Genomic DNA, 23,068 nt, shown 5'->3' with positions numbered 1-23,068 from the left:
GCTGTGCCGCCGCCGTTATGTTCAACTAAGCGGTTGGACTCCAGTGTTGCCTAGTACAGCGTTGGCAGATAGGGCTAGGAAGTCCATGACGCAACATCGTTCCTGTGCGGGCGCATACACACGATCCCTCACCGGGCGCACCGTACTCAAGCAGTGGTTTCGACCCAACGCGGTGCTTTGGGCCAAGCGGAGTGCTCAAATCGGTTTAGGACCAGCCCAGTGGTTTTGACCCAGGCGCCATTCGAAGCCGTCCGCCTCGATTTTGAGGATGAAGGTGCTACCGCGACCGAACAGACGACGCCGCGTTGTTACCTGCCCACCTCCTAAAAGGTATGCGCGCATGACGCGACAAAGCTTCGTTAGTTCGGCCTCCCTGTATGCCCCCAACTCGTCGTCGTCTTCTTCTCCATAGTCGTCTACTAGCAGGGCCGTCTGAACATTCAGTTCTGGGACAAAGCCCTCCACCCACACCGGGTCGACTCGAATGACTGCACTACGCTCCGGATGGGAACTGCTGCTCACTTGGACACTGGTGGAGGAGGCAGAATCGTCTGAGCTGCGGTTAACAACGACAAAGCCTGCGTTGAATACCTCGGCCACGACGCGATCGAGCATGGTCTTGATGTCCCGAGTCATGATCAGAGTCTTTCAGGGTCGAGATAACGGAGACGGCTCCGCAGCCATCTCGGACCCCTCATCGCGCCTTCGAGCCGTCCCGGCCATCGCTACACGCTCCAGAAGCAGGAACGCGGATTCTTCCAATAGCATGTGCCCATGACCAGTGCTTCTGACCGGCTAGCCAGCCATCTTTCATCCTCGGTGGAACAGTTGAGGGACCGCAGGAAACAGGGTGACCATCTCGACGTACCTCGCGAGGTAGCGCATGACGGTGTCTTCCCGACGAAGGAGGCAGCTCTAGAAGCGGGCAAAGAATTGATGGCCGAGGGATATCGCACCGTAGTATCGGCCGTCAACGACCAATTCTTACTGGAAGCAGACAAAACGACGGCCCTCGATCCTGACACTGTGGAGCAATTCACCAAGACTGTCTTCGCCGCAGTTGATCGAAACGGTGGTGAGTACGACGGTTGGGGCGCTGACTTGGTGGACAGTCTTCCTCGCCCGCTCACAGCTGGACTCCTCTTCGGATATAAACGGCTATTCGAACACGGGTGACGTTCGGACTTTGTGTCCGTGGTAGCCAGCCGCGCCTATGCAAGATTCCTTAGATCCTCCATCGAACATCGCGCAGGCTATAGATGGGAGACTGCGGGAGTGATTCGTACTCTGAACTTACCCGTCAGCCTCAGCGCCAAGGCACAGGAGTTCACCCTGCGCCGAGCCACAGAACACGACCTGGGTGCGCTGATGCTTCTTCTCGCGGACGACCCAATTAGCGCAACGAGGGGTGATAAAGCCAATGAAGCCGACGCCGCCTCCTACCTCTCTGCACTGACCGCGATCATCACAGACCCCTCCAACGACCTACTCGTGGTGGTGAGCGAGACCGACGAGCCTCTGGCAACGATGCAGCTCACACGAATACCCGGCATGGCCCGACGCGGATCGACTCGGCTTCTGATCGAAGCCGTCCGCGTCCGCAGCGATCACCGGTCAAGTGGTATTGGATCAACCATGATGCGCTGGGTGACTGGAACTGCAGCACCCGCTGTGGAGGCGTCCCTCGTACAGCTCACCTCTGACGAGGCACGCCAGGACGCCCACCGTTTCTATGAGCAATTGGGCTTCGTCGCATCGCATCGAGGGTTCAAGTACAAAGTTGGATGAAGCCGTTCATCATCGGACAATATATTCCAGTCGCCATCCCTCACCGCGCTCTTCTCGACCGGCTATGTGCTGACAGGTTCCTTCGTGGTGGTGCTCCAGGTTGTTGCCGACATCGTCGGTAGGCTGTGCCTCCTAGGCGTGCTGCAGGTTAGAAGATTATGGGGTCTGGAAATGAGTGAAGGAATGGGCAAGTCTCGAAAGAGCGATGGCCCTAGGGTCACTGCCCGTCAGGTCGGGTGGGCTGCTGTTGTCGTCACAGTGATTGCGGCTGGACTCTGGGTGATTGCAATTGCTTCTTATGCGGCGGATTCTTCCGGACCGTTCCTGCCCGTAACTCCGGTACTCGCGACCGTTGTGGTTGTGATGACGCTGTTCAGGTATCGGAAGTTCAAACGCGAGGAATCGCATGCAGGCGACAGCGGTATCCCTAGCTGACGTTCCCCGTAAGTTGCGCATCGCGTCTGCGGCTCATCGTTGAGCTGGCTTAGTTTCTGCTGGCTTTATATGTGAGAAGGCAGACATAAGCGATGAAGGCAGTTCCAGGAATCGAGGCGATGTACGGAGACTTGGGTAAGAGAATTAGTAGAGCAGCGGCAGCGGCCATACTCATGACGAAGCCGATGAGCACCTTCTTCCAGATCTTCACGCGTTGACCTCATCTCCCAGCTTCATTCGGTGGCGATCCCTCAGCGGTCACCGTTGTCGCAACCCTTGGCTGGCATGTGATCGCGGAAATCCGCCTCACCGACCCCTCCCGGCTCGTAGAACCCCTGAATGAATGCTCGCGCTTCCTGAGCGAGCTGGTCATGTGACATACTCGGCTCGACCGCAGCTCCAGGGGCGACACTGCCAATCGTGAAGCCGTAGGTGCCGTCATTCGGACCATTGAGCCACTCGAAGTCATAACTCACAGCACCAGAAACTTGCCTCCTCTCACTGATGCGGAAGATCTTGATCAATCGTGAGCTCGATGGGATCCATGTGGCGAGTCTAGATTCGCCTTCAACACTTGCGAGCGGGATCCCTCACCGCACCTCCTTTCGGGGCTACGGACGGCGGCGTCGTCTTGGCTTTGCGGTTCGGCTGCAGCTGCTGCCTGCCTTTAGAAATGAGTGATCGCTTCTTCCAACATGCGATGGCCTTGTGCTTCGAAGTCGGTATCGCCCATTTGATACGCCCAAACCGCGGTGCCGACAGCTTCTCGCAGCAATTCCATCACCCAGATCACGCCCCGACGCGGGTCGCTCCCATACCCATCAAGGAATGCAGCCTCTAGCCCGGGGGCCTCCTTCCACTGCTGGGCAGCGAGCCGGCATAAGTCGGTAGCCGGCGGTCGGAGATCGAAGCGGCCGAAATCAATGACCCGTATATCGCCATCTTCCATCAGCCAGTTGCGCGGCTGCCAGTCACCGTGCGTCGGGACGATCATGATCGGTGCTGGACGGTACGCTGCGAGAATCTGCCGCACCTCGGCCTCCACCGTCGACGCGATGCGGTGTTCTTTGTCCAGCCATGCGACCGTCTTATCCGTGGCACGCAACTCGTACTCATCGCTGATCAGTGCGCTTTGCTCATGGAAAGCACGAAGAACCGAACCTGCCTGGGCGTGGACTCCCAAATCGAGCTCGTAGGGTGTCCCCTCGACCAGTGTTCCGGGTTGGTAGGTGGTTATCAACAGATTCGCTGCTCGATGGGCAGCAACCAGCTGAGACGTACGGTTGCTGCGAACGAGTGCTTCAGTGAAGGTCTCGTGCGCTGTAATTTCCCGGTTGATGTGATGGTGCTCCGGCGGTGCAGCTTTCACGACAAAATCTTCACCGCGCGCACGCACATGAAGAACCTTCGTGGCCGCCAGGTCCCAGGACAAGTCCCTCAGCAATACGGGATCCCCGAGCTCACGGACTACAAGCCCCGATTGGTCCTCACTCAGATGCGTCCCATCCCATCTCGTCATCAAAGACACTCTAGGAGATAGACAGGACGCAGGGATCTTCCAATGGGCACCATTACCCGTTTCGTAGGTGCTTCATGGCTGACACACTGAGTGCATGCTCAATCAGGAAGTACTGGACGCTGCCCTGGCGCGAGCCGACGCTCTGAGAAGACGCGACGGTAAGCAGTTACGCCGCCTATTACACCCGCAGTTTCGATGGACGTCGCACAAAGGAGATCATTTTGACCGCGATGCCTACCTTGAGTCCAAAGTTGAGGGCCAAAACAATTGGCACGCTCAGACTCTCGAAGAGCCGGAGATCACGATATTGGGCACGGCGGCGGTACTTACCTGCATTGTGAAGGACGATGTGTCGAACAGCGACGGACGGAACCAATACCGTATGCCCATGACTCAAGTGTGGGTATACGAGAAAACCTGGAAACTTGTTGCCGGCCATGCAGGCCCGCTTATTCCATCTCTCTAAACCACGGGACGCATCCCATCCTTGAGCGGGCACACGGGGACGGTACGAATAGCATGGGCAAATGATTGTATGGCTGAATGGCACGCATGGAGTCGGGAAGACGACCACGGCTGATCTCGTGCAGCAGTTGATTCCAGATTCACGTGTGTTCGACGCGGAAAAGGTCGGAGAAACGCTAATGGACGTCCGTCCAGGGCTACCTGCGACAGATAACTTCCAGAACTGGCGGCCGTGGCGGCAGCTCGTGGTCGAGACGGCTCAGCGCATCCTTGACTACACCGGCGGCACTCTTGTGATGCCGATGACTGTGCTCGTCGAGGCTTACTGGCGAGAAATCAGCCAAGGCTTAGCCTCCTACAGCATTCCGGTGCACCACTTCGTGCTCCACGCCGATCAAGACACTCTCAGGGGGCGAATCCAGAATGACTCCGAGATGGGTCCCTCTTCATTTCGTTTCAGATACCTCGCTCCCTACGAAAAGGCCTTCCAAGGCTGGCTGCGAAATGAAGCGCGAATCATCGATACGACTGAACTCACGCCCGGTCAGGCCGCATCAGTGATCGTCGAGGAAATCCAGGATGCTGCCTATCCACGAGAAGCGTTGGGATAGCCGATCCCTCACCGTGCTGGTTCTCAGTTGGTATTAGAAGTCGAGGACACCGTTGGTTGCGGCGGAGCGGGGTGGGATGTTCCCGGTGTGGAGGTCCTCGTCGAGGTGAACGGTGGCGTACGCCCATTCGCGAGGACGCCCGGCATCGTTGAATACGCGGTAACGTCTACGCAAGCGAAGATTCGGCACGGTGATGTGCTCGAATGACACGACGATCTCGGTAGCCGGCCAGGCTTCTTCTTCCGTGACACTCACGTTCCGGTAGTCGCTGCGCCCGAGCCGGAGTGACGGATGGTCATACGTCCACACGATGCTGGGTCTCGCGAGGGTTTCAAACTGCTCCCGGAGTTTGGAGATAGCGCCAGCGCGCGCTTCCTCACGAAGGTTACGGAGGGGCCATGCAGCGCCCTGGACGCCGTCTAGCTCGAAGCGGTCCTGCCACTGAGCGGCGGTAACGTGGTGCCGCCCATAGTCTTGTCCCCACTCACCCTCATCCTGTGGTGCAGGTTTCGACGGGAGCTGCTCGGTCTCGATTCTCTCGGGTAGCCCGTCTGCGATGTCGATGGCGACCTGTTCGGGTTCATACACGACATCCCAGCCAAGATCATTGCCGAGTGGGACCTGCCGCGGTCCGGTAGGAAAGTACTGGAGCGTCAACGTGTCCCGGGAGACATCTACACGGTGCACGAGGTGATCAACCTGAATCACGGTCCGTTTACCGTCAGTACTGATCCGCACGAGCTCAGTTTCAGGAGTCGGCAATGGAGGACCCGGCTCACCAACCGACGTGTCATCATCGCCAGCAGCGCGGATATGAGTTAGGTACCCGGTCCGCTGTCCTGCATCGCTTGCGCCGCCGGCATGTTCAAGGATGGGCGTCGAGATCGGAGCCGTGCCCTCGCTCCCTGCTTCGCCGGGCCAGAACGGTTCCGACGGAACCCACTCCATCCCCTCAGTAGTGAGCTCTTCCGCCCCAACCGGATCCTTCGCGGTCTCTGCGGAATCAGGCGATTCCATCCATGCCGATGCGTCCCGTGGATCACCGACCCACAGACCGTCGGCATCAACACCCACCGGCCGGCCCTGCCCAAGATCGCATGCCGCGGTGACACCGTTCGGGGTGACGGAGACAGCCGTTCGCTGCACCAGATAATCGGGGCCTTCTGTATCCTCAGCCTGATAGATCACCCACGCCCCCTTGGACGTGGGCAAGAGTTGCACCTCACCGACCGCACGGTCGGGCAAGGGAGCCTCAGGCCAGGTGACCCACCGGACAGTTGAATCCTCGTCAATAATTGCCGCGACGGGCCTTTCCGCATCGGGCACGATCACGGTCCGACCAATAACGACGGCGCCGAGAGGCACGAGCGGGTTCCGGGGCGTAGACACGCGCCAATGCTACAACGGCACTAACAACACATCCGGACCAACGCCAGGACCCATCGCCCACCGTGCAGAAGGAATACGGCTGCCAGCTACGGCCTTCGAGCTAGCGAAGCGAGATCCTGCATTCCGTACTGGCATCGGTGCCCTCCGAGGTGAATTGGATGGTGAGTTCGCGGGCATCTTCCGGCGGTTCTGGCTGATAGGTCCAGATTGCGTACCACTCCGTACCGTCGCCTGCTACTTGGCCACCGACCTGCTTGTACTCGGTTCCCAGCTCGTCGGAGATCTGCGTGGTGATTTGTTCGAAGACAGGTACTGCCGGCATGGGCGGGGGATGTCCGGCCGCTTCTCTGCCCTAGGTTTTGAGGATCTCGTACCAACCCTCCATCGCTTGAGCTCGCTGGATGCCTCTCTTGATCGTCTCTTCACCCCGGGCACCTGCGAGGGAAACTTTTATACCGCCTTGTCTACGCCCCGGTGCCCTTGATCCAGGGATTATCGGTTGCATCGTGATACCTGCGAAGCGAACTGAAATACCTTCCACAGATGCAATCACGAGGTCTGCAGGGGCAGAGACTAAAGACGCCATACCGCCACGCTAGCTTTGCTTCCAATAATCGTCGATAGCCCAACCCGCCGAACCCGGCGATGGTCTCCCGCCGGGATCCCTCACCGCGCTCTATCTCCGGCGGTGAGGGATCGACTCCCGAGAACTCGGCAATTCGACGTGGCGGTCAGGAGGTCGGCCGGTTGACGTCGTCTGCGTCCCAGGTGAGGTCCGTTGTCGGTTCTACGCGCTCCGCTTCTACGGCTGGAATCTCCATAACTTGATTGATGAACTCGAACGAACCACCAATGAGCGTGGAGTCGAAATCGATCTCGGATGTGATGGCCCAAGCGCGGTCCTCCGGCCAAATGAGTTGCGGCATAGGTCCGCTGAAGCCCTCGCCCCAACCGATTTCAGCCTCCCAAGGCCAGAGCGGATTCGCCAGCTCCTCCGTGCTCGTTGCCAGTAAGACGTACTGGCGGCCCGGCAGTTCAAGGAACGGGCCGCGGGCCAGGGTGTTGGACTGGAAGCCCCAGCCAGTCCACACAGCGGCGGTGATGTCGTCGGTGGTGCTGGTGTGTGCAGTTGCGGTGCGCATGATTTCAGCGAGGAGCCGGGGATTCAGCCATCCAAGTGGCGGAGGCTCAGCGCTCCTGTTCCCTGGCAGCGGCAGTGAGCTGTATTGATGGCCAGCTACTCGGATCCACTGGACCTTCGGGTGGATGATCGTTCCTGTGTGGGCTGCGATCCGTGCCCACGACCACTCCTCTGTCGGGTAGTCATCGCGCGGGTTGTTCTCGCCTTTAGGGTTATGCCGGGTGACGCTCACCGGGTGCAGAATGCGAGCGTAGGCTTTGAAACCCGAGGGGACGATACTGGCCACTGAACCGAGAGGTCCCTTGAGAAGTTCCCCTATCCACGCCCCGCGTTCAGCATCCCCAGTCCACCGCATACCCGCATACTTCCACACAATTTAACCGCGTTGACAGAGCGGACTTGATACCTTCGGCAACGTTTCGGAGTAGCGGATCCCTTTCGATGCTGCTGCACCCAGCGCGGATCCCTGACCGTGCTGTTTCTACCGCGGGCCTGTTTCGAACTCCGAAGTGACTCTCTCAACTCCTGGTCACTGCTGTCGGATTGAAGCGCGACGTTGCCTTGAGAGTAGGAGGCATCAACACCAATCTGGTCGAAGAAATGCGGGCGCCGCGACCAATCAGTGATGTAGCCTCCGGATATGAGCTCTAAACCCGGACGGATTCGGCGAGCCACGGACTTCTTGGGCCTGACCGAGTCGGTCGAGAGCCAGCGACTTCGTCCAGTCGGTTCCAAGAACTGGTGGATGTACCTCCTTAGCACAATGCTTCTAGGTTTGATCGTCGCTGCCTTAGTCATAGTCCTTTTGTAACTTGAACCTGCATTCGCCTGTCGCAGGCGATCCCTCAGCGTTCAGGGGGGAGGGATCACGAGGTTGCTTGGTTCAGCTGACGATCAGAGTGTTGATCTCGTCATTGTCTGGGCAATGACTTGGATCCCATCGGGGTTTCAAGGAAGCCATTTGGACCGATTAGTGTCGCAACCCTGTCATCGAGGACGACCTCTGCCACCGAGAGGAAGTCGAAGCTGCCAACTCGCGTGTCAACTTCCTCCCCATCTATATGCAATGTGGAGTCGCGGAGCTTGATCCGCGCAGTACGCCGACTAAATTCCTCCAAGCGATGCGGTAATTCTCGAGAAGACCGGCCGGTGGGAAGGATCTGCTTCACGCAAGCCGTGACCAGATGACTTTGCAGGGCGGTCCGGTTGTCGACGACACTTCGAACCACTTCCCCGTTCTTGTAGGTGCGAATTGAGGTCCTGACCGAGAGGTCAGACCGCAGGGAATCTATGTAGGACACCTCCGAAACGTCGGTCGGGTCAGTGTCCGTTCCCTGCCAGTTGATCCTGTCGAGCACAAATCGGGTGTTGGGCATGAGGCTCAGCAGCGGAACGCCGAACTCCTCAAAGCGTTCTTCGCCACTGCGCAAACCAAACAAGTTCATAAGCCGTCCCCCTGAGGCTTAGCAGACCTTTTCAGGCTATTTCCGAAGGCTACTCGCGCTAGTACTGAATTTCGCCACGACCAGTCGAACTGTGATCCACCCGTGACACCTGGGACAACGGGATCCGTCACCGCGCATCTTCTCGGTCAGGTCTCTGTACTAAGCTGCGCTGAACTGCCGCCGAAGTGGCGGCCACTATGAAGGCTGTTGCCAGTGAGATTGCGGCCGTGGGTATAAGGACTGGATCAGTTGCAGGGTTGTAGACGATGTTCCATTCCCAAGGGATGAGACCGGGAATCGTGTTCAGGATGACGAATGCGGGGGCGAGAAAAGCAGCCCACACGCCACCTATGAGGACGCCGGTGATCAGGGTGAGGGCTAGGAGGAGTGCGAAGAGACTGACGATCCTTAGCCAGCGGATGTCGTTCGGGTAGAGCGCGGCTGCGGTCATGGCGGAGATGAGGCTTACACCTGTGATGAGTCCGAGGTTACCCAGCCGCATGAGGACTGGGCTGCGCGGGGCTGTTGTTGTGAGCCATGCTGTGCGGTCCTGCACGAGGACACCTACCAGCACCAACGGTAGGCAGAGTCCGATGGCGCCGAGTTGTTCGAGGGCGCTACTTGCCGAAGATACGCCGGGATCTATGCGAGGGATGGTGACTAGGGAGCTGGCTACCGCTGCCGCCCAGGCGAGTAGCCACCACAGTCCCCAGCCCTTGTCGATGCCGCGATGGTGAAGCAGGAGCGCCGGTGTTGGTGTGGGTCTCACGGCCACACCACCTTCTCATGCGCGCAGTCGGTGAGGTATGGGGTGTTCTCCTCAAACCAGGTTTCCCGTTCGGCCGGCGGAAGGGCGGCCAGTTCCTGCCCTTTACTGGGTGCTTCTGTTAGCGCGGGATCGAGGAGCCATGGCGCACCGGTGAAGGTCACCATTTCCTGCAGGCTGATGCCGTGCTCGATGCGCCACCACGCGTAGAGGCTGGCGGGGACAAGCCCGTTCCGGCCCCCATTGGGTGAGCACTGGTAGAAGATCTGCTCTCCGAGGGAGGCAATCATCAGGTCGCGGTCTATGGTCATAGCCGGATTCGTGTTTCCGTCCATCGGCGCGAGTGGCAGTACCCCCGGTTCGGGTTGCGCTGCGTTGTCGAGCTCGCGCGGACGTAAGGAGGCTGGCAGGATTGCTAGCGCTTCAGCGGTCATCGCGTGGAACTGGGGCAGGACGGCGGCGTGCGCCTGATCCGTACACACGCGCGGCGCCTCACCGAGGCATGCCCGGGCTTCGGCGCCGGGTATCGGAGTGAGCGCTGAACCGAGGATGGCTGCCGCGGTCAGTCCTGCGATTCCGAGTGATGCGCCCACGGCGAGCATCCGTCTCCCGCTCACCGCAATAGCGGTGAAGAAGGCGGCCAGCCCGCACCAGGACAACAGCTTCACCGGAAGTTGGAGGTCTTCTGGCTGCAGGTAGACCCATGGGCGTCCGTCGGCGAGCATGACACCGAAGAACGGTGAGTCCCACAGGTAGAACGCAGGCACGATGTAGGAGGCATAGCTCACGATCAGCGCCAGGGGGATCGCCGCTTCAGAGCGCACGAACCGGCCAAGGGCTGCCCCTACTCCTGCCCAGGCGACGGCCGAGGCACACGCAATGGGAAGCACGAGGACCAGCTCCGGATACTGAGCCACCTGGCCAGGCGCACGGGCGGCCGTCATTAGGAACATGGTGGCGAAGACGGTGGTGTAAGCAACGCACGCCAAGAGGGCACAGACGATGATGGGCCGGCTGTAGACACCGCTGACCCCTCGGGCGGAGGCGGCTGTCCATTCGCTGAGCCCGCTGCGTCGGACGCTCCCGGCAAGCCACGCTGCACTAGTACAAACCGTCAGCGACCCGAACACAGTACTCAGAAGGAACGAACTCATGGTCGCCGGGAACCAGCCCAGCCAATCCTGCTGAAGAAAGACAAGCGGATAGACCATGGACGCCAGGAAAATAACGAAGAAGGCCAAGAGAACAAATGCAGGCCGAGGAACCAGCAGCGGTAACCGCAGCCGAGTCAGAGCTGCCGTCACGACATCCCTGCAGCGTTCCGGTCGTTGCTGGCGATGACGGCTTCCCGCAACCGGTCACCGAGTTGGTCCGCCGGCACAGCAAGATCCGCACCAGCCAGATCCGCCGAGATCCGGCCACGGTCCATGACCAGGACCCGTGAAGCGGTACGCACCACATCATCGACCAGGTGTGAGGAGTAAAGGACCGTCGTCGTTTCGCTCAGCGTTCGCAGCATAGCCAAATAGCTCTCACGCTGAGCCGGATCAAGCCCCGCAGTGGGTTCATCGAGCAACAGGAACCGTGGCCTACCCACAATTGCCGACGCCAGGATAACGCGCTGTCGTTCTCCACCAGACAGATCTTTCAGTGTCCTCTTTCGCAGCCCAGCAGCATTACACGCCTCGAGTGCATGCAACGCCGCTGATCGCCTGTCCCGTGCTTCCACGCGCTTCAGCCATGCCGCGTACTCGACGAACCGGTTCACCCGCATACCGCCCGGATACCCGGGACCTTGCGGTACCCATCCCAACACCGCTAAGTGCTTGACTGTCTCTTCTTTTGATCGGTATAGCTGGCCGGAGCTGGTCGAGACCGTACCCGCCGTCGGCCGTTGAACCCCTGCAATCATGCGCATGAAGGTGGTCTTTCCTGCCCCGTTCCGGCCCAACAAAGCCGTAAGACCGCTAGAAAGCTCCAGTGAAAGATCAGAAAGTATCTGCTCGCCGCGCTTCACCACCGAAGCCCGTCCCACCACAATCGAATACGCATCCAGCACAGTAAAGCCGCTCACTTAGTCGTCCGAGTTATCTTCCCTCCGACGCTACGGACGGCCCTTGCGAACTACAACACTCCTCAACGTAACGATGCAATGAAGCACGACCGTTCTGATCCCCCACCGTCCAGTGAGGGATCCAGAAGGTTCGGCCTCCTAGCGAGACGGGCCTGGATCAACCCGGATTACGACGTCGCTTTCTCGCTCCCTCGTTGTCTTGGCGATGATTGGTGGAAGAAGTGATCAAGCATGCGAATGACTACTGAATGGACTACCGATGCTCACGTGGCTACGCGATGTCTGGTTAGGCCCCAATTTGAAGGCTTCTGTTACAGAGCTTCCGCAAGTGACGGATTCGTTGGACCGTGCTGCCGCCCAGGAATCTTGGAACTTGCTCACGTTGGTCAACGAATGGGTGAAGCACGCTGAGGCAAAACTCGGAGTGATTTTCGCCTTCCTCGGTGTTCTCGCCGCAGGTTTGATTGTTCTGGTGCTCGAAGCAGAACGACCTTCTTTCCTACTGCTCTCTCTAGAGGGAGTCGCGGGACTTTTCCTTCTACTGGCGGCGTTCTGTGCATCTGCAGGTCTTCTTCCTCAATACAGCCACCAGCCCTGTGCCGGCCAATTGAACCCCCTCTATTACAGTGACATCGCTCATCACTACACCGGGAAAGAGGATGATTACCTGCTGCACCTCAGTGCAACCGTGAACGATCCCCAGTTACTTGTGAAGCACCTTGCGCAACAGGTGCTTGCAAACGCGAAAGTGGCCCAACGAAAGTACCTCTGGGCAAACCGTGCAATCCTTATGGGATTCGCGGCTCTGATCGGCACGTTGGCCGTTGCAATCGGAGTTCTACTGTGCTGGTGAATCCGGATTGTCGGATGGAGCGCCTACATTGGCTGTCATGACTGATGACGAGCCGTTTCTGACCGCCCTGCTGGAATCTTTGGACGAAGAAGTAAACATCGCCCTCAACAACTCCGTGGTGAACGTTGTGGAGAAAGATGGCAACTTCAAAAGCGAGGACATACCCTCGTCGTCGTCCGACACCTGGATCAAACTGCCCGATGTCGTATCTGTGGTCTGCGACCTTAAGGGTTCAACGCACCTCGGCACCGGTAAGCATGACAAGTCGACCACACGCATTTACAAGAGCGGCGTCGAGGGCGCCGTTCGAATATTGCATGAGTTCGAAGCCGATTTCATCGACATCCAAGGTGATGGTGGGTTCGGCCTCTTTTGGGGCGAGCATGCCTACGAGAGAGCCTTATGTGCCGCCGTCACCATCCGCACCTTCAGCGGAGAACACTTCGTTAAAAGACTGAAGGCACGCTGGCCCGAGGCGCCGGAAACCGGATACAAAGTAGGCATCCATGCCGGTCGCACCCTAGTCAAACGCATCGGCACCCGAAAAGTCGTCTCGGAACAGGAAGCGGTGTGGGCAGGTAAACCGGTCAACTACTCTGCGAAGTGCGCACAGTCAGCCGACCGACATCAGGTGGTAGTTACGCAGTCGGTATGGGAGAGATTTAAGCAGAATGATTACATCGCGTTCAGTTGCGACTGCCACGGAGGCGCGTCAGCCAACCTCTGGAAGGACAAGTCTGTAGCAACTCTGCCTGCCGATGAACAAGACGCCGTTGTGCTCGAAGCAGGATGGTGTGAAACCTGCGGGCCGTCGTTCTGCGACGCCATCATGAACGGTGAGACCAAGAGAGACATCTCCGAATCTGTTCGACAGACAAGTAACAAGATGAAAATTCGCGAAGCACTCAATGCGAAAGCGGAACGGGAGAGACTGAGACGGCAGAACCGGATGGGTGTCTGGTGATCCCATAGGGAACGGTCAACGCAAGTCACCGAAACACTTTCCGCACAATCGACCCGCTCCGACCAAAACCGGATCCTCCACCGTGCGCTTTCCTGGCGGTTCAACGGGCAGGAGAAACCTATGTCCCGTGCCTGTTAGCCGTTGAGGGTGAAGATGCCATTGGGCCCGGTCCCAGTTTCCATGACACCCGGTTTGGCGAACACGCTCACTGACCAGGATGAGCCAGTCGTGAAAGGCCCGAGATGCCAGTCCGAGAATCTGTGAATCAGTGGAAGATTTGCCGAAGCTGCTGCAGAGTCCTGATCATGAGGTCCACCTCTAACGCCCGAAGTCGTGCCGACCACAAACAGCCCGCCGGCAACCAGCAATCGCGACACTTCGAGGAAAGCATCCCGCAGCGCGTCTTTGGCGAGGAACGCTGGGACATTGCCCGACATCAATATGGCCTCATATTGGGCGGGAAGTCTCTCGCTTAGAAGGACGGGTGAGGATATTTCCTCCACAGGTAGAGTCCTATACCAGCTCTCTTCGAAGAGTTCGCCAGCTACGTCTAGAACAGCGTTTGTAGGATCAACGCCGTAAGCCTCATGCCCACGCTGGCGCAGGGCATTCACGGCCGACCCGATCCCGCATCCAATGTCGAGGATCCGGCTGCCACGTGGGGCGAGCATGTCCAGGAATCGTGCATCTACTTCCAGATCCGTTCCAGCCAGGGCGAGGCGCCGCATCTTGCTGGCATAGGCGTCGTAATCGACTGTTTGGCTCATGCTCATCAGACTAATGTGACCCAACATTGAGTTGTGGAGCGCCAGCCTCTACACCAGCCGATGCATCCCCGCTCGGAGTGAACAGGCACCTTCTTGTGCTTGTTAGGACAACGGATGTCCGCGTAGCTGCCCCGTAGTCTCAGTTCATGTCTTATGGTGCTGACATGTCGGAACCGGTATACCCACCTTTCACGGTGACTGCAGCCGCGGTTGCGCGACTGGCCCATCTGGGCGGTCATGCTCGGATCGACCTTGAATCTGGGGGATGTTGCGGCACCACTTACACGTTCACTCAAGATCCGTGCGAACCGACGGATTCAAAGTACGGTTGCCCAGAAGCAGAACTGTTCATCAGTGAAATCGCAGAAACGATTCTCGCTGGAGCGACATTGGATTACAGTTCCCGGATCAAGCCGCCGCGATTCCGAGTGCTCAGAAACCCCAATACTCCCCATCGCTGCCCGTGCAATCGCTCATTTGGCCGGGACTGGCCTGGCAAAGGTCAGCCGGGTTGCCGCGCAAAATGTCCCATGCCGTGGGACAGGGAGTACTAACTGGCCTCCGTAAGTAAAGCGATCCTTTACCGCACAGGATCGATGAAGGCGTTGTTTGCAGACGCTCCTGGAACGTTATGTTCCCGCTTCTAGAGGAGATCTCGTCGGGCGGCTTCCAGCCCTTCAACTCGCACGTTCCAGGCTGGGCGTATGAAGTCTTCTCGTGCAAGACGAACCCCCTGTTGTTCAGTGAGTTCACCGGGTCTGGCTACGACGCGTTTGATGCCGGAGTTTTGATAGCCGAGGCTGCGGGATACCCCTAATGAAGCTTGGTTCCATACTGCTGCATCGGATTCGGCGACTTCGGCTCCAAGATGGTCGAAGGCAAACAGCAGCACTGCTGCCCGCATCTCCTTGCCGAGACCTTGGCCTTGGTAGTCGCGGGAAAGCCATGAACCGGTGGTTACCGATCTCGTTATAGAGAAGTGCCGGCTGGTCATATCCTGTATTCCGATCGGGATGCCTTTGTGCCTGACCACGAAGTTCAAGGTCCAGTTATCCGGCTCAACGCTAGTTCTGATACGCCACTGGTGCTTGGCCGTTTCCCGGATCAGAACTTCTCTGGGTGCGTCAGTCCAAGGCACGGAGAAAGGCATCACATTGGGATCGTGGATGCCTGCCAGCGCAGCATCGATAACACCAGGTAGGTCTTCGTCACGGACGGGCCGCAGCTCAAGTCTGGGGCTACGGATCCTCAGGTCGAATAGTGGCCAAACATCAGACAAAGTAGTCATCGCTCAAACGTACCCGGCGCCGGTTAACATCCTCACCGCTCGCTTCAGGGCTCGGTCCTTGAAGGTATCGTCCGCCGGTAAGACGCCTCACCCGGTGAGATGACTGTTGGTTTTTGGGGATCAGTGTTATCTAGAACGAGCGTCGCCCGGGCAGCCGGGTCGCACTCGGCCATGTAAAGCTTCTGACCGCCGACATACCGGCGCATCGCGGGATGGGAAGGGTCCGCCGGAGACCCATCTCGCTCGGACATACGTTCAGCTGTGACCCGGAAAGGGACGTCAAGGAAAACTGAATAGTCCCAGCTGTTTCGCGTTTCGTCGCGATTCAGAAACATGCCGTCGACGATGACGATGCTCCCGACTGGTGCGAGCTGCGCGGGCGGTTCGATCAACTGGTCGGATTCAAGGTCGTGGCTAGCCGGCCGGAACCATCCCAAGCCATGGTTGAACAGTGGGTCCAACACAAAAGCGTGAAGACGTTTGTAATCGTAGGAATCAAGCCAGAACCCTTCAGGGGAGGAACGACCGCGCTGGTATCTGATCTCGCGTGGTTGGTGAAAGTTGTCCAAACCAACTCGTATGACGTGCTTCCCAGCGGCGCCCATATGCTCAGCTAAAGCATCAGCGAACATTGTCTTCCCAGATCCATCGACACCGTCGATTCCTACCAGGACGCGTCTGGAGTCATCGTGTCGAATTCCTATAGCGCCGGCGATCTTAGCAAGCACCGCGTCACGGCCAAACTTTCGCGCCCCAATCGTTCCCATTCCTCGACCATAGGCGAGAGGCGAGTGCGGCCGAAGTTCAAGGTACTGACCCCATATTCGATGCGGTATCGCCCGATAGGTGCGAATGGCCGCGGTGGCCTCGCTGTCCGTAGCTTGAGGGCTACACCCGGTTCAACGGCGGCCGAAGTACATGCCGAAGCCGAGCCTCCAACGCGGCAGCGTCACGCTCAGTACGCGCTCGGAGCCAGGAAACATCACAGCCCAGCAGCCAGCTCCGAATCGCTGTCGCCTGCCCAGTCGTCACCTTCTGCCGGTTCGGATTGCCCGTGACATTGGGCGGGATCTGAAACAGCAGCTGACATACATTCCGGCGCAACGAAGATCCCGCAAGGCTCACGCCTCCGCCCAGGTGCGTCGAGAGCCGCTTCTGCAGACTCGTCGCCGTACCGACATACTGCGGAACCCCACCACGCGACCACAGGTAAACCCCCGGCTCATTCGGCAGATCCGCGCGGGTCAGGCCACTTGCAGCACGTCTCGGCGCCGCAAGGAGCCGACTCCAATCCTTGCCCGCAGGCTCAGCGGAGTCGAGCGTTGTCGACGAAGTCGCCTCGTCCAGCGCATCGAGGATGGCGTCCATCTCGAAGTCATCCTCGGCACCGTAGATGTTCAAATGGCTTCGGTCATAGCTGTTCGTCACGACGCAACAGTATCGCCAACTAAATAGCAGACACGAGCGGGAGAGTCAGGCTGACCCTTCCTGCGCAGCGCCCGATAGACGGTCGTGAGCCGAACCGTCTGCGTGCGATTCGAGGCGTCGTACCTTAAGTCACAGCAGCCGACTTCATGTACTCGCGATGACGCGTAGGCGTATCCCGTGCGTTTCTGAAAGGAAGCGGTCGGTCGCTCCAAGGAGAGCGCGCATATCATCGCTGACACGAGATTTCGACATGCCCGGCTGGATGATCGCGACAGTGACGTGGAGAGCGCGGTAGCGGGCCTCGCCCACGATGGCTGCAAGGCGGGCTATATCTCCTGAGATCAGACCGCTCTTGCCGTCGGCCTGGCGCTGTTGCTCCCGTCGGAGGAGTCGCTTCATGAGTAACTCCGGCATTGATTTGGCTCTGTTCATCTTCATTGCCTGGCCGCAGACGTCGTAGAGATCGTCGATCCGCGCACCTGGTTTATCACCGGATGAGTACTTGCAGTGAGCCAGCAGGACCTCTAGCGCATCACCCGTTCGTCGCAGGCACACGATGTCTGCCAATTCTCCTGTTCCGTCGTCGTCTAGGATGGCTTCCCATTCCTCCTCTGCGGACAGGGCTTGGATGGCTCGATGCTGAACAGTTGTCGGGTCACGCTCGGCGCCCTGTGACTCTCGCTTGATGTTGATTCCGGACCAGTCGATGGTCTCGATGCCTTCGACAGGGAACAGTCGCCTTTCTCGGTCTGGTCTGAGAAGGAAACCTTGCTCGACCATGACTGCTTCATCCTCGAAGGTCACCAGCAGTCCGTGGGCGGTGAGGAATGCCGCGAGGCTCCCTGTCCCCGCATTGGTGACAATCTGGCCGTCGCTGCCTACTGGGTGGATCGTCGGCGGATCGTCCTCATGGAACTCGAACTCGAACTCCAGTGCCCACGAAGGAGTCCGAAGTTCAAATCGCAACGGCTGATCCACGGTGTGATTGGTTAGAGAGAACTCCGTATCGAGCAGTGAGAATGCCTCTTCGTTAAATCTCACCTTGCGGCGGTCGCTGAAAGTGGCGACGAGCTGATACGGCCATTCGATGGACAGGGGCACATGAGGAGGCCGTTCGCGCACAGGTTCGGGCAATAGGAATCCCGACATGACGGACTCAAGCGAGATGGATGTATCCGTGATGGTGGGGCCGACCTGGCTTGCCCAGCTCACCCAGTCGTGTATGTCGCGTGCCTGCTCATGGCTCCATATGCGTCCCTTGCGCGATGCTCCGAAGCTTACGGCGCGGCTCTTTGAAAAGCCGTGCGCGAAGATGTTCGTCTTCATCTTCGTACCGCCTTCTCCGCGCCAAGCGTGGAGAACGTCTTGGCCGACGTGCATCGAGAAGCGGCGATTTCGGCTGACCGAGTCGAGGAGACCGACGTTGGTTGGCACTCTGCGCTTGACCTTAGAGAGGATGCGGTACAGCGTTTCTCCCTTGATTAACGTGACGTCGTCACCGCCCACCGCTTTAGCGACGTCTTCATGCATCGAGTCGTTGTTCGTGCTGTTGATGTACAAGAAGCCGGCGGCGTCGTCGACGTAGACGACATGGAGATGGTGCACGAGCTCGTTGAAGCTCGCGAACTCTCCCCACCTGACGGGTGTCGCCTCTCGGGACACCCACCACACAACCTTGTCCTTGTTGTTTATTCCTGGACGGGTGGTGAGCAGACGGTCCTCAAACAATTCGAAAATGCTCTCCGGGTTCCAGGAGAGCGGCTTCGTGGATTGGTAGGTGACTGTGCTCATCTTCGGATGAATGCTGCGCATCGCGACCTCGCGTGGGAGGGAACCAAATGCCTGTTCGAAGTCGGTCCGGTCCTTCTCCTGACCGACGCCATGTTCGGTGAGGTCCCGAATGACCTCGTTCCAGTCGGCGTCCTCGCCGTAGAGCTTCCGTAGCCGCTCATCGACCCCAGCCACTTGTAGCGGGACGAATGCGGAGGCTTCTCCGAGCGAGTCACTTCCTACCCGAGTGAAGCGGCCGACGAACTGCAGGGTAACGGCCAGACTTTTCTGAGGATCATGGATGGCTGCGACCTTGAGCGAAGGGAGGTCGAAGCCCTCGCCGAGCATGTTGACGCATACGACAATTCGGCTGTCGCGGCTGAACAGCTTGTCTCGATGCTTGCGTTGAGTCGATCCTGCCAGTCCAGTGTCGATGCGCACGGGGGCGAATTCGGAACCGAGCTCCTGGTAGAGCTTGATAATCTTCTTGGCTCGTTCCACGGAACTGACGCGTGCCATTAGGAGATGATCGAATCCGGCCTCGATATCGGCACGGAGTTGTTCGATCGCTGCAATAGCTACAGCACGATCAGGATCAGCCAAGTCGATTACGGAGTGGTAATTTATCCGGGCGAAGTACCCATGAGACTGTGCAAGCCGTAGCGGGTATGCGTACGCGATGCGCCCTCCGAGGTGCCGGCCATCCTCGCGGTAGGGCGTCGCGGTGAACTGGACAACTTCGCGTCCCAGGAACAGATTGACTACTTCCCTCCAGGTTCGAGCCTCCACATGGTGCGCCTCATCCACGAATAATCGCTGGCACGATGCGGCAAGGTGTGAGCGCGCTTCCTCCGAGCACGCGTTCAACGCCTGCGCGGTCGAAACCACGACGTTCGAGCGTGCTAGTAGTTGCTCGACCTGGTCGATCGTTTGTAATCCGCTCTTGAGGACGATGACGGCAGGGCAGACGAAGTCGGCGACTACTGCTTCGACAATTGGTAGCACTCCGAGCGTGACGAACTTCTCTGCGATTTGGGTTCGGAGCGCATCGGATGGCACCACGACCAGTGTCGCAGCCGGTGAGTGGCAGAAGGCCGCGAGCATCGTTTCCGTCTTGCCGGTACCGGTCGGCATCACAACGGTGATGGGCTCGTGTTCCTCAGTGGAGCGGTAGGCCAGGATCGCATGTAAGGCCCCAAGCTGGGGTTTCCGAAGCCCGGCCTTCGATTGTGACTCTTCGACGAACCGAAACCGACCAGTCAGTGATGCGATTACCGCCTCGCCGTCCAGCGGCTCTTGTGGGTGCGCGCCGAGGCCTTCGCTAAGCCACCACAGCTCGTTGCCGCCGATGTCGCGCTTCACGATCGCAGCCATATAGCTCCCCCTAATTCCCAGACTAGGAAAGTCCCTCGGCAGGCGCCGACATGACTCTTCCACGCTCAGTATGGACTCACGGCAAGGTCAGGTTCGGCTGCCGGACGCTGTGTCGGGCCGACTACGGGCAGCCAAGTATCGAGTCACCCTACGGGCAAGACCGGTTGCGAATGACGGACTGTAGCTCATCGAGCCTGTCGATCGATCCGGGATGTGATCCGGGCGAGATCGAAGATCTCCCAACCCACTTTGTGCAAATATTGCCCGATCGCGTCCAGCTCCGCGTCAGTCCTTATTTGGAAGTGAGCCTCTTTTCGACGATAGCTGGAGAAGCTGGCTGCATCTCCATCAAGCGTGCTGCCGACCAGTGAGTGGAGGACCGCGTTGCGCTCTCGCAAAGCGGCCTTCGCGTCGCGCAAGGTGGCTACGATGTGTCCCCGATCCGCTGATGAGATGCCAGATACGTCAGCAATGAGCTTGCTGAGCAGATCGATCGTCTGACTCGCTGGCATGCGTTCGGTGATCGTCCGACCCATCCCCGCATCGCCTATGACCTCTCCAACCAGGTCAGCAAGGTTCTGCTCGAGGTACGCAGCCCAGACGGCAATGCGCCCCATAGCCGCTTCGCCGTCCATAGTCAGCGACGTCATACGGTGTGTGCCAATGTCATCGTCCATATCTCGTACTTTTCCACGAAACTCGTTGCTGGTGTCGGTGCCACGGTTGTCGGCTCACGAGCACGTCGACGCGACCTGAACCGGCCTCGTACGTACGGTGAAGAGTTTGACGGACGGCCGCTCGAGGACGACCGCCCGCGCAATGCGTATCAGCAGCCCGGCGCTGGCGTTCAGGGGCAGCCGGGCGCTGGCCTATAGCAATGCGCCGCTCGCTTTCGAGAGCTAAAGCGCAAGGGAAAAGCAGGACAGACGTCACGGCCGGTAGAAACCTGCAGGAATCACATCGCGCCCGGCCGGAGCAGCGCTATGGCGCCTCTTCGCTGACCCTTTCGGGAACGCTCAACGCGCGTCTCCGGACGCTTTTCGCCTGCAGACAGGTCGCATGTTCGGCGCAGCTACCGATCCCGTAAGACCCGCCCGCAAAAATGCCCGGTGAAGGAGCCCCAACCGGGCTGCATATGAGCGACTCCCGGTTCCGAAGGCGCTACACCTAGCGCGTATCCATGTCCTCAAACACCAGGAACGTCTGGGTGTCCAGCACGCCGGGCATGGACTGCAGCTGATCGAAAATGACACGTCGAAGATCCACGTTGTCTTCAGCGCGAACCAGCAGGATGACGTCGAAATCGCCCCCCACCAGCGCAATGTGATGCACCTCGGGAATGGCACGCAGCTGCTCCCTGAGCTCCCGCCACGAATGCTGGCGCACCTTCAGCGTCACATAGGCCGAAGACCTGAGCCCCGCCTTGATCGGGTCGATCAGCGCAGTGAACTTCGTCAGCACGCCGCTTTCCGTCAGCCGAGCGATCCGCGAATAGGCGTGCGCCCGGGAGATATGAACGTTCTCGGCGACCGCCGTGACGGAGAGCCGGCCATCGCGGGTAAGTTCGGCGAGGATCTTCCGGTCCACTTCGTCGAGGGGCTGTTCCGCCATCTGTCTACACCCTTGTTAGTTATCCAGCTCACACCGTCAATACGTCTGCAGAATCCCACGTAGAAACACCATTCTTCCACGATATTGCCCGTATGTGGATACGAATCGGGTAGCAAACGCATAATTGAGCAACAGATATAGTTCCCCGGCCACGCGCCGGGGACGCCAGGCAGTGAGGCCGTCCCGCAGGTTGGAACGGCTGAGGGAGGCAGCATGACCATTTCTACCGGCAACTCCGCCAACAACCAGTACGGCGAGTCAATGAAGCCCACCGGCCGCAGCAGCGACCAGGGCCCCACTGCGGAGGAATACATGCTCCCGTCCGCCCAACCGGTCCAGCTCGTGGACCCCAGCGGCGAGCACATTCACAATGACCGCTACCCCCTGCCCGACGGCGAAGCGCTCCTCAGTGCCTACGAGAAGTTGGTCGTCGGCCGCCGCATCAACGATCAGGCCAACGCGCTGGTCCGGCAGGGCCGGATGGCTGTCTACCCCTCATCGCACGGGCAGGAGGCCTGCCAGGTGGCTGCCGCCGTCGTGCTTGAAAAGGATGACTGGCTCTTCCCGACCTACCGGGACACCGTCGCTGTCATCACCCGCGGCGTTGATCCCCTTGGCGTGCTGACCCTCCTGAGGGGCGACTGGCATTCCGGGTACGACCCCTATGAGTACAAGACCGCCACCCAGGCAACGCCGCTGGCTACCCAGCTGCTACACGCCGTCGGAGTGGCCCACGCGGCCAAGCTGCGCGGTGAAAACACCGTGGTGCTTGCCCTGTGCGGTGACGGTGCCACCAGCGAGGGTGACTTCCACGAAGCCCTGAACTTCGCAGCCGTGTTCCACGTACCGGTGGTCTTCCTGGTCCAGAACAACGAATACGCAATCTCGGTTCCGCTGAAGCACCAGACCGTTGCGCCGTCGCTGGCGCACAAGGCGATCGGCTACGGCATGCCCGGCGAACGCGTGGACGGCAATGATCTCGCTGCCATGCTGTCCGTGCTGGGCAAGGCGGTTGACCGAGCGCGCGACGGCGGCGGCCCGGCCCTCGTCGAGGCACACACCTACCGCATGCAGGCGCACACCAACGCGGACGATCCGTCGCGGTACCGGCCCCAGTCCGACGTCGACGAGTGGGTCCCGAAGGATCCGATCACCCGCATGCGCACCTACCTGGGCAACCTCAACCTGCTCACCGCAGAAGAGGAGCAGCGCATCGCCGGGGCGGCCGAGGAGACGGCCAGCACCCTGCGGGACGGGCTCAACTCCGAGCCGGAGATCAATCCGGCAGATCTCTTCGAGTACGTCTACACCGAGAAGACGAGCCAACTGCGCGAACAGGCCGCGCTTCTGGCCGACGAGCTCTCACGGGAAGGTGCCTAG

Annotated in this window: 24 protein-coding genes and 2 pseudogenes; 8 read left to right on the top strand and 18 right to left on the bottom strand. The window is 59.3% G+C overall.

Annotation, left to right across the window (positions count from 1 at the left end; genetic code table 11):
• Positions 1 to 195: 195 nt before the first annotated feature.
• Complete coding sequence (locus JOD47_RS03620; RefSeq protein ID WP_204532007.1) at positions 196 to 636, bottom strand: hypothetical protein; 441 nt, start codon at positions 634 to 636, stop codon at positions 196 to 198.
• 138 nt (positions 637 to 774) lie between these two features.
• Between JOD47_RS03620 and JOD47_RS03615 the strand changes: the two genes are divergently transcribed.
• The 3 genes from JOD47_RS03615 (at position 775) to JOD47_RS03605 (ending at position 2,223) form a co-directional block, all read left to right on the top strand.
• Positions 775 to 1,176 carry a ribonuclease E inhibitor RraB gene (locus tag JOD47_RS03615; protein WP_204532006.1) on the top strand — a complete coding sequence of 134 codons (402 nt, stop codon included), beginning with the start codon at positions 775 to 777 and terminating at the stop codon, positions 1,174 to 1,176.
• A 99-nt stretch (positions 1,177 to 1,275) separates the two neighbouring features.
• Positions 1,276 to 1,788 carry a GNAT family N-acetyltransferase gene (locus JOD47_RS03610; RefSeq protein ID WP_204532005.1) on the top strand — a complete coding sequence of 171 codons (513 nt, stop codon included), beginning with the start codon at positions 1,276 to 1,278 and terminating at the stop codon, positions 1,786 to 1,788.
• Positions 1,789 to 1,872: 84 nt separating this feature from the next.
• Positions 1,873 to 2,223 carry a hypothetical protein gene (locus JOD47_RS03605; protein WP_204532004.1) on the top strand — a complete coding sequence of 117 codons (351 nt, stop codon included), beginning with the start codon at positions 1,873 to 1,875 and terminating at the stop codon, positions 2,221 to 2,223.
• Between the two features lie 251 nt (positions 2,224 to 2,474).
• Here JOD47_RS03605 and JOD47_RS03600 read toward each other — a convergent pair whose 3' ends face one another.
• Both JOD47_RS03600 and JOD47_RS03595 read right to left on the bottom strand, forming a co-directional pair.
• Positions 2,475 to 2,747, bottom strand: coding sequence for a hypothetical protein (locus JOD47_RS03600; RefSeq protein ID WP_239547997.1), 273 nt, complete (start codon positions 2,745 to 2,747; stop codon positions 2,475 to 2,477).
• A gap of 143 nt (positions 2,748 to 2,890) precedes the next feature.
• Positions 2,891 to 3,655, bottom strand: coding sequence for a phosphotransferase (locus tag JOD47_RS03595; RefSeq protein ID WP_239547996.1), 765 nt, complete (start codon positions 3,653 to 3,655; stop codon positions 2,891 to 2,893).
• 181 nt (positions 3,656 to 3,836) lie between these two features.
• Here JOD47_RS03595 and JOD47_RS03590 point away from each other — a divergent pair, with 181 nt between their 5' ends.
• Together JOD47_RS03590 and JOD47_RS03585 are read left to right on the top strand one after the other, a co-directional pair.
• Positions 3,837 to 4,208 carry a nuclear transport factor 2 family protein gene (locus JOD47_RS03590; protein WP_204532001.1) on the top strand — a complete coding sequence of 124 codons (372 nt, stop codon included), beginning with the start codon at positions 3,837 to 3,839 and terminating at the stop codon, positions 4,206 to 4,208.
• Positions 4,209 to 4,269: 61 nt separating this feature from the next.
• Positions 4,270 to 4,818 (top strand): AAA family ATPase, encoded by a 549-nt coding sequence (locus JOD47_RS03585; protein ID WP_204532000.1) that lies wholly within the window; start codon positions 4,270 to 4,272, stop codon positions 4,816 to 4,818.
• Between the two features lie 33 nt (positions 4,819 to 4,851).
• On the opposite strand, the gene JOD47_RS03580 is transcribed toward JOD47_RS03585, so the two are convergent.
• From JOD47_RS03580 to JOD47_RS03550, 7 genes are all read right to left on the bottom strand, one after another.
• Positions 4,852 to 6,207: a hypothetical protein gene (locus JOD47_RS03580; protein ID WP_204531999.1), complete on the bottom strand. Its 1,356-nt coding sequence runs from the start codon at positions 6,205 to 6,207 to the stop codon at positions 4,852 to 4,854.
• Positions 6,208 to 6,307: 100 nt separating this feature from the next.
• Positions 6,308 to 6,529, bottom strand: a complete 222-nt coding sequence (locus tag JOD47_RS03575; RefSeq protein ID WP_204531998.1) for a hypothetical protein — start codon at positions 6,527 to 6,529, stop codon at positions 6,308 to 6,310.
• A 409-nt stretch (positions 6,530 to 6,938) separates the two neighbouring features.
• Entirely contained in the window at positions 6,939 to 7,634 is a 696-nt protein-coding gene (locus JOD47_RS03570) for a hypothetical protein (protein ID WP_204531997.1), read from the bottom strand.
• A gap of 625 nt (positions 7,635 to 8,259) precedes the next feature.
• The gene (locus tag JOD47_RS03565; protein WP_204531996.1) at positions 8,260 to 8,793 is read right to left on the bottom strand and encodes a hypothetical protein; all 534 of its coding nucleotides are present in this window, start codon (positions 8,791 to 8,793) and stop codon (positions 8,260 to 8,262) included.
• Between the two features lie 127 nt (positions 8,794 to 8,920).
• Complete coding sequence (locus JOD47_RS03560; protein ID WP_204531995.1) at positions 8,921 to 9,562, bottom strand: hypothetical protein; 642 nt, start codon at positions 9,560 to 9,562, stop codon at positions 8,921 to 8,923.
• On the bottom strand, positions 9,559 to 10,800 hold the full coding sequence (locus JOD47_RS03555) for a hypothetical protein (RefSeq protein WP_204531993.1): 1,242 nt from the start codon (positions 10,798 to 10,800) through the stop codon (positions 9,559 to 9,561). The genes JOD47_RS03560 and JOD47_RS03555 overlap by 4 nt, the downstream gene beginning before the upstream one ends.
• Positions 10,801 to 10,859: 59 nt before the next feature.
• Positions 10,860 to 11,633, bottom strand: a complete 774-nt coding sequence (locus tag JOD47_RS03550) for an ATP-binding cassette domain-containing protein (RefSeq protein WP_204531991.1) — start codon at positions 11,631 to 11,633, stop codon at positions 10,860 to 10,862.
• 328 nt (positions 11,634 to 11,961) lie between these two features.
• Between JOD47_RS03550 and JOD47_RS03545 the strand changes: the two genes are divergently transcribed.
• Both JOD47_RS03545 and JOD47_RS03540 read left to right on the top strand, forming a co-directional pair.
• The gene (locus tag JOD47_RS03545; RefSeq protein ID WP_204531989.1) at positions 11,962 to 12,486 is read left to right on the top strand and encodes a Pycsar system effector family protein; all 525 of its coding nucleotides are present in this window, start codon (positions 11,962 to 11,964) and stop codon (positions 12,484 to 12,486) included.
• A 37-nt stretch (positions 12,487 to 12,523) separates the two neighbouring features.
• Positions 12,524 to 13,450, top strand: a complete 927-nt coding sequence (locus tag JOD47_RS03540; protein WP_204531988.1) for a hypothetical protein — start codon at positions 12,524 to 12,526, stop codon at positions 13,448 to 13,450.
• A gap of 134 nt (positions 13,451 to 13,584) precedes the next feature.
• On the opposite strand, the gene JOD47_RS03535 is transcribed toward JOD47_RS03540, so the two are convergent.
• From JOD47_RS03535 to JOD47_RS03505, 8 genes and pseudogenes are all read right to left on the bottom strand, one after another.
• Positions 13,585 to 14,217 carry a class I SAM-dependent methyltransferase gene (locus tag JOD47_RS03535; protein WP_204531987.1) on the bottom strand — a complete coding sequence of 211 codons (633 nt, stop codon included), beginning with the start codon at positions 14,215 to 14,217 and terminating at the stop codon, positions 13,585 to 13,587.
• Between the two features lie 643 nt (positions 14,218 to 14,860).
• Positions 14,861 to 15,505 (bottom strand): GNAT family N-acetyltransferase, encoded by a 645-nt coding sequence (locus JOD47_RS03530; protein ID WP_204531985.1) that lies wholly within the window; start codon positions 15,503 to 15,505, stop codon positions 14,861 to 14,863.
• 44 nt (positions 15,506 to 15,549) lie between these two features.
• A complete protein-coding gene (locus JOD47_RS03525; RefSeq protein WP_239547994.1) occupies positions 15,550 to 16,137 on the bottom strand; it encodes a nucleoside/nucleotide kinase family protein in 588 nt (195 codons plus the stop codon).
• Between the two features lie 256 nt (positions 16,138 to 16,393).
• Positions 16,394 to 16,933 carry a GIY-YIG nuclease family protein gene (locus JOD47_RS03520; protein WP_204531982.1) on the bottom strand — a complete coding sequence of 180 codons (540 nt, stop codon included), beginning with the start codon at positions 16,931 to 16,933 and terminating at the stop codon, positions 16,394 to 16,396.
• Positions 16,934 to 17,077: 144 nt separating this feature from the next.
• A pseudogene (locus JOD47_RS03515) lies at positions 17,078 to 19,147 on the bottom strand (helicase-related protein); the annotation flags it as partial.
• A 276-nt stretch (positions 19,148 to 19,423) separates the two neighbouring features.
• Positions 19,424 to 20,077: pseudogene (locus JOD47_RS17855) on the bottom strand (DEAD/DEAH box helicase family protein); the annotation flags it as partial.
• Between the two features lie 185 nt (positions 20,078 to 20,262).
• Positions 20,263 to 20,754, bottom strand: coding sequence for a hypothetical protein (locus JOD47_RS03510; protein WP_204531980.1), 492 nt, complete (start codon positions 20,752 to 20,754; stop codon positions 20,263 to 20,265).
• A gap of 490 nt (positions 20,755 to 21,244) precedes the next feature.
• Positions 21,245 to 21,688 carry an Lrp/AsnC family transcriptional regulator gene (locus tag JOD47_RS03505; RefSeq protein ID WP_056543672.1) on the bottom strand — a complete coding sequence of 148 codons (444 nt, stop codon included), beginning with the start codon at positions 21,686 to 21,688 and terminating at the stop codon, positions 21,245 to 21,247.
• Positions 21,689 to 21,901: 213 nt separating this feature from the next.
• Between JOD47_RS03505 and pdhA the strand changes: the two genes are divergently transcribed.
• Positions 21,902 to 23,068 carry a pyruvate dehydrogenase (acetyl-transferring) E1 component subunit alpha gene (pdhA, locus tag JOD47_RS03500; RefSeq protein WP_204531979.1) on the top strand — a complete coding sequence of 389 codons (1,167 nt, stop codon included), beginning with the start codon at positions 21,902 to 21,904 and terminating at the stop codon, positions 23,066 to 23,068.

The sequence above is a fragment of the Arthrobacter tumbae genome, assembly GCF_016907495.1.
Taxonomy (GTDB): domain Bacteria; phylum Actinomycetota; class Actinomycetes; order Actinomycetales; family Micrococcaceae; genus Arthrobacter_D; species Arthrobacter_D tumbae.
The sequence above is the reverse complement of the archived record's forward strand: the minus strand, read 5'-3'. Positions and strand labels throughout refer to the sequence as shown.